11 protein-coding genes are annotated in these 14,181 nt (G+C 62.6%); all 11 read left to right on the forward strand.

Annotated features, from left to right (window positions below; genetic code table 11):
- Positions 1-235, forward strand: a 235-nt coding sequence (locus AC07PQ_RS14310) for a hypothetical protein (RefSeq protein ID WP_493185745.1), incomplete at its 5' end; no start/stop codon positions are given.
- Complete coding sequence (gene rnr, locus AC07PQ_RS14315) at positions 235-2,841, forward strand: ribonuclease R (RefSeq protein WP_007921477.1); 2,607 nt, start codon at positions 235-237, stop codon at positions 2,839-2,841. The genes AC07PQ_RS14310 and rnr, both read left to right, overlap by 1 nt.
- Positions 2,838-3,605: a 23S rRNA (guanosine(2251)-2'-O)-methyltransferase RlmB gene (rlmB, locus tag AC07PQ_RS14320; RefSeq protein WP_007921480.1), complete on the forward strand. Its 768-nt coding sequence runs from the start codon at positions 2,838-2,840 to the stop codon at positions 3,603-3,605. Before rnr ends, rlmB begins: the two co-directional genes overlap by 4 nt.
- Positions 3,606-3,880: 275 nt before the next feature.
- Positions 3,881-4,306: a 30S ribosomal protein S6 gene (gene rpsF / locus AC07PQ_RS14325; protein ID WP_007921481.1), complete on the forward strand. Its 426-nt coding sequence runs from the start codon at positions 3,881-3,883 to the stop codon at positions 4,304-4,306.
- Between the two features lie 28 nt (positions 4,307-4,334).
- Positions 4,335-4,565: a 30S ribosomal protein S18 gene (gene rpsR / locus AC07PQ_RS14330; RefSeq protein WP_002551829.1), complete on the forward strand. Its 231-nt coding sequence runs from the start codon at positions 4,335-4,337 to the stop codon at positions 4,563-4,565.
- A gap of 36 nt (positions 4,566-4,601) precedes the next feature.
- Positions 4,602-5,501 (forward strand): hypothetical protein, encoded by a 900-nt coding sequence (locus AC07PQ_RS14335; RefSeq protein ID WP_009041913.1) that lies wholly within the window; start codon positions 4,602-4,604, stop codon positions 5,499-5,501.
- Positions 5,502-5,522: 21 nt separating this feature from the next.
- The gene (rplI, locus tag AC07PQ_RS14340) at positions 5,523-5,969 is read left to right on the forward strand and encodes a 50S ribosomal protein L9 (RefSeq protein ID WP_007921484.1); all 447 of its coding nucleotides are present in this window, start codon (positions 5,523-5,525) and stop codon (positions 5,967-5,969) included.
- Positions 5,970-6,102: 133 nt separating this feature from the next.
- Positions 6,103-7,500, forward strand: coding sequence for a replicative DNA helicase (gene dnaB / locus AC07PQ_RS14345; protein ID WP_007921486.1), 1,398 nt, complete (start codon positions 6,103-6,105; stop codon positions 7,498-7,500).
- 226 nt (positions 7,501-7,726) lie between these two features.
- Positions 7,727-10,027 carry a YgiQ family radical SAM protein gene (locus AC07PQ_RS14350; protein ID WP_007921487.1) on the forward strand — a complete coding sequence of 767 codons (2,301 nt, stop codon included), beginning with the start codon at positions 7,727-7,729 and terminating at the stop codon, positions 10,025-10,027.
- Positions 10,028-10,153: 126 nt separating this feature from the next.
- Positions 10,154-10,672 (forward strand): hypothetical protein, encoded by a 519-nt coding sequence (locus AC07PQ_RS14355; protein WP_101336681.1) that lies wholly within the window; start codon positions 10,154-10,156, stop codon positions 10,670-10,672.
- A gap of 173 nt (positions 10,673-10,845) precedes the next feature.
- Entirely contained in the window at positions 10,846-14,121 is a 3,276-nt protein-coding gene (locus AC07PQ_RS14360; protein WP_007921496.1) for a transglutaminase family protein, read from the forward strand.
- The last annotated feature ends 60 nt before the right edge of the window (positions 14,122-14,181 follow it).

Consider the following 14,181-nt stretch of genomic DNA (forward strand, 5'->3'; position numbering starts at 1 on the left):
CCATCTGGGCAGTATCGGCAACGTCTCCGTCGTCGATGGCGCGCACTATACGGACCACCTTTTGAGCTGTAAACCCCTGATCTTGAAAATATTGAAAAAAATTCGCCGACGGCTTTTGCAGGATGGTTCTGAAGCCTCTAAAGGACTTTTCGGAGCCTGTCTTAGCCTGAAATTTCCCGTTTCAATACGCGTATGCCAAACTAACCCGCATATAGACAAGGTGAAATTTATCTAATGGCCGATTGGCAGTCCCTCGATCCCGAGGCCGCTCGTGAAGCGGAAAAATATGAAAACCCTATCCCTAGCCGCGAACTGATCCTTCAGCACCTTGCTGATCGGGGTTCGCCTGCTAACCGCGAACAGTTGGTCGAAGAGTTTGGTCTGACCACAGAAGACCAGATCGAAGCCCTGCGCCGCCGCCTGCGCGCCATGGAGCGCGATGCCCAACTGATCTACACCCGTCGCGGCACTTATGCGCCGGTGGACAAGCTCGACCTGATCCTCGGCCGCATCAGCGGTCACCGTGACGGCTTCGGCTTCCTGGTTCCCGATGACGGCAGCGACGACCTGTTCATGAGCCCGGCGCAGATGCGCCTGGTGTTCGATGGCGACCGTGCACTGGCCCGGGTTTCCGGTCTGGATCGCCGCGGTCGCCGCGAAGGCATGATCGTCGAAGTAGTGTCCCGTGCCCACGAGAGCATCGTCGGCCGTTATTTCGAAGAAGGCGGAATCGGTTTTGTGGTGGCGGACAACCCGAAGATCCAGCAGGAAGTGCTGGTGACCCCGGGTCGCAATGCCGGCGCCAAGATCGGCCAGTTCGTCGAGGTGAAGATCACCCACTGGCCGACTCCGCGCTTCCAGCCGCAAGGCGACGTGGTCGAGGTCGTGGGCAACTACATGGCCCCGGGCATGGAAATCGATGTTGCCTTGCGCACCTACGATATTCCTCACGTCTGGCCCGAGGCGGTGCTGAAGGAAGCCGGCAAGCTCAAGCCGGAAGTCGAAGAGAAGGACAAAGAGAAGCGCATCGACCTGCGTGATCTGCCGTTCGTCACCATCGACGGCGAAGACGCTCGCGACTTCGACGATGCGGTCTATTGCGAAGCCAAGCCTGGCAAGCTGCGCCTGTTCGGCGGTGGCTGGAAGCTGTACGTGGCGATTGCCGACGTTTCCAGTTACGTGAAGATCGGTTCGGCGCTGGATGCCGAGGCTCAGGTGCGCGGCAACTCGGTGTATTTCCCCGAGCGCGTGGTGCCGATGCTGCCGGAACAGCTGTCCAACGGCCTGTGCTCGCTGAACCCGAAAGTCGATCGTCTGGCCATGGTGTGCGAGATGACCATCTCCAAATCCGGCGAGATGACCGACTATCAGTTCTACGAAGCGGTGATCCATTCCAAGGCGCGCCTGACCTACAACAAGGTCAGCACTATCCTCGAGCAGCCGAAAACCAGCGAGGCTAAGCAGCTGCGTGGCGAATACGCCGATGTCGTGCCGCACCTCAAGCAGCTTTATGCGCTGTACAAGGTTCTGCTCGGTGCCCGTCATACCCGTGGCGCCATCGACTTCGAGACCCAGGAAACCCGGATCATCTTCGGCTCCGAGCGCAAGATCGCCGAAATTCGTCCGACTACCCGTAACGATGCGCACAAGCTGATCGAGGAATGCATGCTGGCGGCCAACGTGGCCACCGCCGAATTCCTCAAGAAGCACGAAATCCCCGCGCTCTATCGCGTTCACGACGGTCCGCCGCCAGAGCGCCTGGAAAAACTGCGCGCCTTCCTCGGCGAGCTAGGCCTGTCCCTGCATAAAGGCAAGGACGGCCCGACGCCGAAGGACTACCAGGCCCTGCTGGAGAGCATCAAGGATCGTCCGGACTTCCATCTGATCCAGACCGTGATGCTGCGCTCCTTGAGCCAGGCGGTGTACAGCGCTGACAATCAGGGCCACTTCGGCCTGAACTACGAAGCCTATACCCACTTCACCTCGCCGATTCGCCGTTACCCGGACCTGCTGACGCACCGGGCGATTCGCAGTGTCATCCATTCCAAGCAGAACACGCCTCATGTGCGTCGTGCCGGTGCGATGAGCATTCCGAAGGCGCGCATCTATCCCTACGACGAGGCGATTCTCGAGCAGCTTGGCGAGCAGTGCTCGATGAGCGAGCGGCGTGCCGACGAAGCGACCCGCGACGTGGTGAACTGGCTCAAGTGCGAATACATGAAAGACCGCGTGGGCGAGGCGTTCCCGGGCGTGATCACTGCTGTGACCGGTTTTGGCCTGTTCGTCGAACTGACCGATATCTATGTCGAAGGTCTGGTGCATGTCACGGCGCTGCCGGGCGACTACTACCACTTCGATCCCGTGCATCACCGCCTCGCCGGTGAGCGTACCGGCCGCAGCTTCCGCCTGGGTGACAGCGTGGAAGTGCGGGTCATGCGCGTCGATCTGGACGAGCGCAAGATCGACTTCGAGATGGCGGAAAAAACCATCAGCGCACCGATCGGTCGCAAAAAGCGTGGCGCTGTCGATGCGCCTCCGGCCAAGACGGCTGCCGAGCCTGCCCCAGCCAAGGCCGGGCGTCGTGGTCCGGCCAAGGAGAAGCCGGTCGAGGCCTACCGCTCCAGCGATGCGGCGGCGAAAAACGCCGAAGTGCGCAAGAGTCGTGAGATGAAGCAGGCGCTGCTGGCCGAAGCCAAAAGCGGCGGTAAAGCGGCGTCTGGGGGAAAGTCCGGCAAGCCGGCGTCCAGCAAGCCGAGCAAACATCGTAAAGGTCCGCCGAAAGCGGGCGCAGGTCCTGCGGCGAAAAGCGGCGGGGCGCGTAAACCCAAGGCCAAGTCATGAGTCAGTTGGAAAAGATCTACGGCGTGCACGCTGTAGAAGCATTGCTGCGTCACCACCCCAAGCGCGTCAAGCAGATCTGGCTGGCCGAAGGCCGTAGCGATCCGCGCGTGCAGGTGCTGGTGGACCTGGCCGGGCAGAATCGCGTGGCGGTCGGTCAGGCCGAGCGTCGCGAAATGGACGCCTGGGTCGAGGGCGTTCACCAGGGCGTCGTGGCTGAAGTGAGCCCGAGCCAGGTCTGGGGCGAGGCGATGCTCGATGAGTTGCTTGACCGTACCGAGGGTGCGCCGCTGCTGCTCGTGCTGGACGGTGTGACCGATCCGCACAACCTCGGCGCCTGCCTGCGTACCGCCGATGCGGCCGGTGCGCTGGCGGTGTTGGTGCCGAAAGATAAATCGGCGACCCTGACCCCGACCGTGCGTAAAGTGGCATGCGGCGCCGCGGAAGTGATTCCGCTGGTGGCCGTGACCAACCTGGCGCGCACCCTGGAAAAGCTCCAGCAGCGCGGCCTGTGGGTTGTCGGCACAGCTGGCGAAGCCGAGCAGGAACTGTATGACCAGGACCTGACCGGGCCGACCATCCTGATCATGGGCGCCGAAGGCAAGGGTATGCGTCGCCTCACCCGCGAGCATTGCGATTTCCTGGTGCGCCTGCCGATGGCCGGTAGCGTCAGCAGTCTCAACGTTTCGGTGGCTACCGGCGTATGCCTGTTCGAAGCCACGCGCCAGCGTGCGGCCAAGGCCAAGGCTGCCGCCAAAAAAGCCTGATCCAATCTATCGGTAGGAGCGAGCTTGCTCGCGATGCGGTGTGTCAGATGTGCCGCTATCGCGAGCAAGCTCGCTCCTACAGGTTTATGGGTCGGCACTGATTGTTCAAATAATCACCAATTGCCTTGCGCCGCTGTTCCCCCTTCTCTACAATTGCGCCCCTTGCCGTTGCGGCAGGCGCATATGTGCCTATCTCTGAGGCAAGACACACAAGTGTCATTCACTCCTTGTCTGACCGCTTTTGAGCGGCAGGCTACAACCCGTAAGGAGCATTCATGCGTCATTACGAAATCATCTTTCTGGTCCACCCTGACCAGAGCGAGCAAGTCGGCGGCATGGTTGAGCGTTACACCAAGCTGATCGAAGAAGACGGCGGCAAAATCCACCGTCTGGAAGACTGGGGCCGTCGTCAACTGGCCTACGCAATCAACAATGTTCACAAGGCTCACTACGTGATGCTGAACGTTGAGTGCACCGGTAAAGCCCTGGCTGAGCTGGAAGACAACTTCCGTTACAACGATGCTGTGATCCGTAACCTGGTCATCCGTCGCGAAGAAGCCATCACTGGCCAATCCGAGATGCTCAAGGCTGAAGAGAACCGCAGTGAGCGCCGTGAGCGTCGTGACCGTCCTGAGCATTCTGACAGCGCCGATGGCGATGACAGCGATAACAGCGACGCCAGCGATAACGCTGACGAGTAATCCACGGACCTTTTGAGGAGCCAATTACATGGCACGTTTCTTCCGTCGTCGTAAATTCTGCCGCTTCACCGCTGAAGACGTGAAAGAGATCGATTACAAAGATCTCAACACTCTGAAAGCCTACGTATCCGAGACCGGCAAAATCGTTCCAAGCCGTATCACCGGTACCAAAGCTCGTTATCAGCGTCAGCTGGCCACCGCTATCAAGCGCGCCCGCTTCCTGGCCCTGCTGGCCTACACCGACAGCCACGGCCGCTGAGACCGGGCAGTCGACAAGTAGTAAGGGATTGAATGCATGCGCGCCTTAGCTGAGTTCATCATGCGCGGCCGTATGCAGGCCACTCTGGTAGTGGCCGGATGTGCGGCATTGCCGTTGTTGTATTGGTTGGGTGCTGCTGCGGGAAGCCTGGTGCTCCTGCGGCGCGGTTTGAGCGACGCCCTTGGTGTCCTCGCCCTGGGATTGCTGCCAGCATTGTTCTGGTGGCTGTATTCCGACGATCCACGCGCACTCATGGTGTTGCTCGGGTCTTCGGGCCTTGCGTTGGTTTTGCGCGCAAGCGAATCCTGGAACCGTGTGCTGCTGGTCAGCATAGCGCTGGGCCTGGTGTTTGCTGGAGTGCTGGGTGTGGCTTACCGCCCCCAGATCGAGATGCTCTCGCAGGAGTTGGTAAAAATCCTGCCGTTGGCCCTTGGTGATCTCTACCAGCAACTGTCGGTTGAAGAGCGGGCTCGCCTCGCCTCATTGATTGCACCGGTCCTGACCGGCCTGATTGCGGCTTTGTTGCAGGTCGTCAGTGTGCTGAGCCTGATTGTCGGGCGCTACTGGCAGGCGTTGTTGTACAACCCGGGTGGTTTTGGGCGCGAGTTTCGCGCTATCAAGCTCCCGCTGGGACTGGCGATGTTGCTGCTGGCCTGCATGCTGCTGGGACCGAACCTCGGTCCACAGATGGCGATGCTGACGCCGTTGTGCAGCGTACCGCTGGTGTTCGCCGGGCTGGCCCTGATTCACGGGCTGGTGGCGCAAGGGCGACTGGCCAGGTTCTGGCTGGTGGGGTTGTACGTAACGCTGTTGCTGTTTATGCAGCTGATCTATCCGTTGCTCGTGGTGTTGGCCATAGTCGACAGCCTGATTGATTTTCGCGGTCGTTCGGCGCCGAAAGACGCCGATAACGGTCCTGCGAACGGTGAAGGTTAAAAGTTAAGAGGTTATTACCAAATGGAACTGATCCTGCTGGAAAAAATCGCCAACCTGGGCAACCTGGGCGATAAGGTAAACGTTAAGGCTGGTTACGGCCGTAACTACCTGCTGCCTTTCGGCAAAGCCACCGCTGCTACCGCTGCCAACCTGGCTGCGTTCGAAGCGCGTCGTGCCGAGCTGGAAAAACTGGCTGCAGAGAAAAAGGCTTCTGCCGAAACTCGCGCTGCCCAACTGGCTGAGCTGGAAGTGACTATCACTGCCACCGCTGGTGACGAAGGCAAGCTGTTCGGTTCGATCGGCACCCACGACATCGCTGATGCACTGACCGCCTCCGGCGTTGAAGTTGCAAAAAGCGAAGTTCGTCTGCCGAACGGCACCATCCGCAACGTAGGTGAATTCGACGTAGCCGTGCACCTGCACGCTGAAGTTGAAGCCACCGTACGCGTTGTCGTGGTAGCAGCTTAAGCAGTACTTGTCGGCTGGCACCCTCGGGAGCTAGCCGGTAACATCGGGCACGATCCTGTTTACAGGTCGTGCCCTTTGTCTTTCTGTACCCTCAGTTTTCAAACCCCTGCTTTTCCTAAAAAACCAAGTGGCCATGAACGATATCTCCGCTCCCGAGCAATACGATCTGCAAACCGCTGCCCTGAAGGTGCCGCCACATTCCATCGAGGCCGAACAGGCTGTGCTCGGTGGTCTGATGCTGGACAACAACGCCTGGGAGCGGGTGCTCGATCAAGTCTCCGACGGCGATTTCTATCGACATGACCACCGCCTGATCTTCCGTGCGATCGCCAAGCTGGCCGATCAGAACATGCCGATCGACGTCGTGACCCTGTCCGAGCAGTTGGACAAGGAAGGCCAGACGTCCCAGGTCGGCGGCCTGGGTTACCTGGGCGAACTGGCGAAGAACACGCCGTCGGTGGCCAACATCAAGGCCTATGCGCAGATCGTTCGCCAGCGCGCCACCCTGCGCCAGCTGATCGGCATCAGCACCGAGATCGCCGACAGCGCCTTCAACCCCGAAGGCCGCACCGCCGAAGAGATCCTCGACGAAGCCGAACGGCAGATCTTCCAGATCGCCGAAGCGCGTCCGAAGACCGGCGGTCCGGTGGGCGTCAACGAGTTGCTGACCAAGGCCATCGACCGCATCGACACCCTGTTCAACACCGACAACGCCATCACCGGCCTGTCCACCGGCTACACCGACCTCGATGAGAAGACCAGCGGCCTGCAGCCCGCCGACCTGATCATCGTCGCCGGTCGTCCGTCCATGGGTAAGACCACCTTTGCCATGAACCTGGTGGAAAACGCCGTACTGCGCAGCGACAAGGCGGTGCTGGTGTACTCCCTCGAGATGCCAGGCGAATCGCTGATCATGCGTATGCTGTCGTCCCTCGGCCGTATCGACCAGACCAAGGTGCGTTCCGGCCAGCTGGAAGACGACGACTGGCCGCGCCTGACCTCGGCGGTCAACCTGCTCAACGACCGCAAGCTGTTCATCGACGACACCGCCGGTATCAGCCCTTCGGAAATGCGCGCGCGGACCCGCCGCCTGGTGCGTGAGCACGGCGACATCGCCCTGATCATGATCGACTACCTGCAACTGATGCAGATCCCGGGTTCCAGCGGCGACAACCGGACCAACGAGATTTCCGAGATCTCCCGTTCCCTCAAGGCCCTGGCCAAGGAATTCAACTGCCCGGTAGTGGCCTTGTCCCAGCTCAACCGCTCCCTCGAGCAGCGCCCGAACAAGCGCCCGGTGAACTCCGACTTGCGGGAATCCGGAGCGATCGAGCAGGACGCCGACGTCATCATGTTCGTGTACCGGGACGAGGTGTATCACCCCGAGACCGAGCACAAGGGCATTGCCGAGATCATCATCGGCAAGCAGCGGAACGGCCCCATCGGCTTTATCCGCCTGGCGTTCATCGGCAAGTACACCCGCTTCGAGAACCTCGCGCCGGGCAGCTACAACTTCGACGACGACGAATAAACAGCCGTAGCCGCTGCCGCAGGCTGCGACAGAGGCCGCAGGGCCTTCGTTCGATGGGTGAGCGTTGCGTCTGCCGCGCAGCCGATCGCAGTCTGCGACAGCGGCCACAGGCCACCGATTTCCGACCATAGTCGTCGGAATTGGTTATTTTTTGTGCTATATTCCGCGCCCGCGAATTTCTCTGTAAATAAACGCGCCCTCATCTACACCTATACCGGTCATCGACATGCAAGCAGCCAAGCCGTTATTTGACTATCCCAAGTACTGGGCCGAATGTTTCGGACCGGCGCCGTTCCTGCCGATGAGCAGGGCGGAAATGGATCAGCTCGGCTGGGATTCCTGCGACATCATCATCGTCACCGGCGATGCCTACGTCGATCACCCGTCGTTCGGCATGGCGATCATCGGCCGGCTGCTGGAGTCCCAGGGCTTCCGCGTCGGGATCATCGCCCAGCCGAACTGGCAGTCCAAAGACGACTTCATGAAGCTCGGCGAGCCGAACCTGTTCTTCGGCGTCGCAGCCGGCAACATGGACTCGATGATCAACCGCTACACCGCGGACAAGAAAATCCGCTCCGACGACGCCTACACCCCGGGTGGCCTGGCGGGCAAGCGTCCGGACCGCGCCAGCCTGGTCTACAGCCAGCGCTGCAAGGAAGCCTACAAGCACGTGCCGATCGTCCTGGGCGGCATCGAAGCCTCCCTGCGCCGCATCGCCCACTACGACTACTGGCAGGACCGGGTGCGCAACTCGATCCTGATCGACGCCAGCGCCGACATCCTGCTCTACGGCAACGCCGAGCGGGCGATTGTCGAAGTCGCCCAGCGCCTGTCCTACGGGCACAAGATCGAAGACATCACCGACGTGCGCGGCACCGCGTTCATCCGCCGTGACACGCCGCAGGGCTGGTACGAAGTCGACTCCACGCGTATCGACCGTCCGGGCAAGATCGACAAGATCATCAACCCGTACGTCAACACCCAGGACACCCAGGCCTGTGCCATCGAGCAGGAAAAGGGCCCGGTCGAAGATCCCCAGGAAGCCAAGGTCGTGCAGATCCTGGCCAGCCCGAAGATGACCCGGGACAAGACCGTGATCCGCCTGCCGTCCATGGAAAAGGTGCGTAACGATCCGGTGCTCTACGCCCACGCCAACCGCGTGCTGCACCTGGAAACCAACCCGGGCAACGCCCGTGCGCTGGTGCAGAAACATGGCGAGATCGATGTCTGGTTCAACCCGCCGCCGATCCCGATGACCACCGAAGAGATGGACTACGTGTTCGGCATGCCGTATCAGCGCATCCCGCACCCGGCGTACGGCAAGGAGAAGATCCCGGCCTACGACATGATCCGTTTCTCGGTGAACATCATGCGTGGCTGCTTCGGTGGCTGCACCTTCTGTTCGATCACCGAGCACGAAGGGCGGATCATCCAGAACCGTTCCGAAGAGTCGATCATTCGCGAGATCGAAGAGATTCGCGACAAGGTTCCAGGTTTTACCGGGGTCATTTCCGACCTCGGCGGCCCGACCGCGAACATGTACCGCATCGCCTGCAAGAGCCCGGAAATCGAATCCGCGTGCCGCAAGCCGTCCTGCGTGTTCCCTGGCATCTGCCCGAACCTGAATACCGACCACTCGTCGCTGATCCAGCTGTATCGCAGCGCCCGCGCCTTGCCGGGGGTGAAGAAGATACTGATCGCTTCCGGCCTGCGCTACGACCTCGCGGTCGAGTCGCCGGAGTACGTCAAGGAACTGGTGACCCACCACGTCGGTGGCTACCTGAAGATCGCCCCGGAACACACCGAGGAAGGTCCGCTCAACCAGATGATGAAGCCGGGCATCGGTAGCTACGACCGGTTCAAGCGGATGTTCGAGAAGTACTCCAAGGAAGCGGGCAAGGAGCAGTACCTGATTCCGTACTTCATCGCCGCGCACCCGGGCACCACCGACGAAGACATGATGAACCTGGCCCTGTGGCTCAAGGGCAATGGTTTCCGCGCCGACCAAGTGCAGGCGTTCTACCCGTCGCCGATGGCCACCGCCACCGCGATGTACCACTCGGGCAAGAACCCGCTGCGCAAGGTCACCTACAAGAGTGACGGGGTGACCATCGTCAAGAGCGAGGAGCAGCGTCGCCTGCACAAGGCGTTCCTGCGTTACCACGACCCGAAAGGCTGGCCGATGCTGCGTGAAGCGCTGACCCGCATGGGTCGCGCCGACCTGATCGGGCCGGGCAAGAACCAGTTGATTCCTTTGCATCAGCCGTCGACCGACAGCTACCAGAGCGCCCGTCGCAAGAACTCGACGCCGGCTGGCAGCCACAAAGTGGCCAAGGAAACCACCAAAATTCTCACCCAGCACACCGGCCTGCCTCCACGCGGCAGCGACGGTAGCAACCCGTGGGACAAGCGCGAACAGGCCAAGGCCGCCGCGATGGCCCGCAACAAGCAGGCCGCCAAGGAACGCACGGATGCGGCCAAGGGCAAAGGCAAGAAGCCGGCCCGCAAACCGGTCGTGCCCCGCTAAGGCCACTGCTGTACGGACCCAACGCCACAGACACAACGCCAACCCCAGGGTTGGCGTTGTGCATTTCGGCGTTCGGGTTTGTTAAGGTGCGCCCCCAGGATTGGCATCAACTCAAGGAAGAGCCGCGTGTTACGTCGCCGGAAAACCCCGCAACAACGGCAGGTCGAAGACCGGCTGCTACGCCTCAAGACCGCCGAATGGCTTGCCTGGCAGCCCTATGTGCGGCGTTTCGGGGTGATTCACATCGCGGTGATGATGACGACGGTCTTCAGCATCTCGCTGACCGCCGCGCAGGTGCCCCATCTGTATTTCCCCCGTGACTTCCAGGTCGCCAACTACGCCGCGATGGCCATGCTGGGCGCAGGCCTGCTGATGAGCCTGTGTTTCATGCTGGTGATCCGCGGCTACCCGCGTGGCGCCTGGGCCTTGTTCGGCGCGCTGGTGTTCTGCCTGGCATGCGCGCTGCTGGTCCTGCTGGACTCCCGCCAGCGACTGTTCCCGGCCTTTGTCCTGTGCATTCCCCTGGCCGGGCTGTACCTGATGAGCACCCGGCGCTACCAGCGCGGGCTCAAGGTGCTGCAAGTGGCGGCGCGCAAACGCCGGCGCCTGCAGCGACTGGAAGCCGGCCTGAAGCGGGTGCGCTGACCGCCGGTTACAGCCTGTCGCCACATTTATGTGCAACCCTGCGCACGCCGAAGCACGCGCCGCTCGCTTTTGGTGCTGTACTGCCCACAGCCGTTGGGGAAAGCCCCGGGACTGGTGCTCTGGCATAAGTCTTGCGCGCTTTCGTGTACGTTCAGGCCCGCAGGAGGCACGCCGTGTCGATCCATGTCGCATTGCACCATGTCACGCATTACCGCTACGACCGCGCGGTCGAACTCGGCCCACAGATCGTTCGCCTGCGTCCGGCGGCCCATAGCCGCACGCGGATTCTCTCCTATGCGCTGAAGGTTCAGCCCGAGCAGCACTTCATCAACTGGCAGCAGGACCCCCAGGGCAACTACCTGGCGCGCCTGGTCTTCCCGGAGAAGACCGACGAGCTGCGGATCGAAGTCGATCTGCTGGCGGAGATGGCGGTGTTCAATCCGTTCGATTTCTTCCTCGAGCCCTACGCCGAGAAAATCCCCTTCGCCTATGCCGCCGACGAGCAGCGCGAGCTGGCGCCTTACCTGGAAACCCTGCCGCTGACGCCGAAGTTCAAGGCCTACCTCGAGGGCATCGACCGCACGCCGATACCGGCGGTGGATTTCCTGGTGGCCCTGAACCAGCGCCTGAGCGAAGACATCGGCTACCTGATCCGCATGGAGCCCGGCGTGCAGACGCCGGAGCAGACCCTGGACAAGGCTTCCGGCTCCTGCCGCGACTCCGCCTGGCTGCTGGTGCAACTGCTGCGCAACCTGGGGCTGGCCGCGCGCTTTGTTTCCGGCTACCTGATCCAGCTGACCGCCGACGTCAAATCCCTCGACGGCCCGTCCGGCACCGAGGTCGACTTCACCGACCTGCACGCCTGGTGCGAGGTGTACCTGCCCGGCGCCGGCTGGATCGGCCTGGACGCCACTTCCGGGCTGTTTGCCGGGGAAGGGCATATCCCGTTGGCCTGCAGCCCCGATCCGTCCTCGGCGGCGCCGATCAGCGGCCTGGTAGAGCCTTGTGAATGCGAGTTCGGCCACGAGATGTCGGTGGAGCGGGTCTGGGAAGCGCCGCGGGTCACCAAGCCCTACACCGAGGAGCAATGGCTGGCGATCCAGGCCCTGGGCCGGCAGATCGATGCCGACCTGCTGGCAGGCGACGTGCGCCTGACCATGGGCGGCGAGCCGACCTTCGTCTCGATCGACGACCCGGATGGCGCCGAATGGAACACCGCGGCTCTCGGGCCGAACAAGCGCCGGTTGTCCGCCGAGCTGTTCCAGCGCCTGCGCAACCACTACGCGCCCAAGGGCCTGGTGCACTTCGGCCAGGGCAAGTGGTACCCGGGCGAGCAGTTGCCGCGCTGGTCGCTGAACTGCTACTGGCGCCGCGACGGCGTGCCGATCTGGCACAACGCCGCGCTGATTGCCGACGAGCATGAAGACTATGGCGCCGACAGCGAGCTGGCCGGGCGTTTCCTCGCCAGCGTCGCCGAACGCTTGAAGCTGCCCGCGCGCTTTGTATTCCCGGCCTACGAAGACAATTTCTACTACCTGTGGCGCGAAGGCACCTTGCCGCAGAACGTCAGCGCCGAGGATTCGCGGCTGGCGGACGAACTGGAGCGGGCGCGGCTGCGCAAGGTGTTCAGCCAGGGCCTGGACAAGGTCATCGGCCAGGTCCTGCCGCTGGCCCGTACCGCCAGGGGCGACCAGTGGCAGAGCGGCCGCTGGTACCTGCGCGACACCCATTGCCGGTTGATCCCGGGGGATTCGCCCCTGGGTTATCGCCTGCCGTTGGCGTCCCAGCCCTGGGTGACGGCGGCGGAGTATCCCTATGTGCACCCCACCGACCCGAACCAGGACCTGCCCGAGCTGCCGGACAGCGCGCAACTGCGCGAACACGGCGAAGCGGCCGAGGCCGATGAGCGGGTGCCGCAGATCGACCAGTCCGCCGACTGGCTGACCCGCACCGCGTTCTGCGCCGAGGCGCGGGGCGGGCGCTTGTACCTGTTCATGCCGCCCCTGGAGCGCCTGGAGGATTACCTGGAGCTGGTCAGCGCCATCGAGGCCACCGCCGAGGAGCTGCATTGCCCGGTGCTGCTGGAGGGCTACGAGCCGCCGAGCGATCCGCGCCTGAGCAACTTCCGCGTCACCCCCGATCCGGGCGTGATCGAGGTCAACGTGCAGCCGTCCGCCAGTTGGGACGAGCTGGTGGAGCGCACCGAATTCCTCTACGAGGAAGCCCGGCAGACCCGCCTGACCACCGAGAAATTCATGATCGACGGGCGCCATACCGGCACCGGCGGCGGCAACCACTTCGTATTGGGTGGCGCGACGCCGGCGGATTCGCCGTTCCTGCGCCGGCCGGACCTGTTGCGCAGCCTGATCAGCTACTGGCACAACCATCCGTCGTTGTCCTATCTGTTCTCCGGGCTGTTCATCGGCCCCACCTCCCAGGCACCGCGGGTCGACGAGGCGCGCAACGATGCGTTGTACGAGCTGGAAATCGCCTTCGCGCAGATGCCCGAACCGGGCGAGGAGTGCCCGCCATGGCTGGTCGACCGGCTGCTGCGTAACCTGTTGATCGATGTCACCGGCAATACCCATCGCGCCGAGTTCTGCATCGACAAGCTGTACTCGCCGGACGGCGCTACAGGCCGCCTGGGCCTGCTGGAACTGCGCGCCTTTGAAATGCCGCCCCATGCGCGCATGAGCCTGGCCCAGCAATTGTTGCTGCGGGCCTTGGTGGCGCGCTTCTGGCGCGAGCCCTACGCACCGGCCAAGCTGGCGCGCTGGGGCACCGAACTGCACGACCGCTTCCTGTTGCCGCACTTCATCGAGCAGGACTTCGCCGATGTCATTGTCGAGCTCAACGCCGCCGGCTACCCGCTGCGCGCCGAGTGGTTCGCCGCGCACCTGGAGTTCCGTTTCCCCAAGGTTGGCGATTATGCGGTCGGCGGTGTCGAACTGGAGCTGCGCCAGGCCCTGGAGCCTTGGCACGTGTTGGGGGAGGAGGGCTCCGCTGGCGGCACGGTGCGTTATGTCGACTCATCGCTGGAGCGCTTGCAGGTCAAGCTCACCGGGCTGGCGCCGCAGCGCTACCTGTTGACCTGCAACGGTGTCGCGGTGCCGCTGCAGCCCACCGGGCGGGTCGGGGAGTTCGTCGCCGGCGTGCGCTATCGGGCCTGGCAGCCGTTCAACTGCCTGCAGCCGACCATCCCGGTGCACGCACCGCTGGTGTTCGACCTGCTCGACACCTGGATGCAGCGGTCCCTGGGCGGTTGCCAATACCACGTGGCCCACCCGGGCGGGCGCAACTACGACAGCCTGCCGGTGAATGCCAACGAGGCCGAGAGCCGGCGCATGGCGCGCTTCTTCCGCCTGGGACATAGCCCCGGCACCTTGTCGGTGCCGAGCCTGACGATCAACGACGAGTTGCCGATGACACTCGATTTGCGACGTTTCTAAAGCAGACGCGACGCCCGGATGTTTCGCATATCCGGGCGTCATGTGTCTGCGTTAATCTGA

This window comes from Pseudomonas sp. GW821-FHT09E12 (assembly GCF_059416085.1).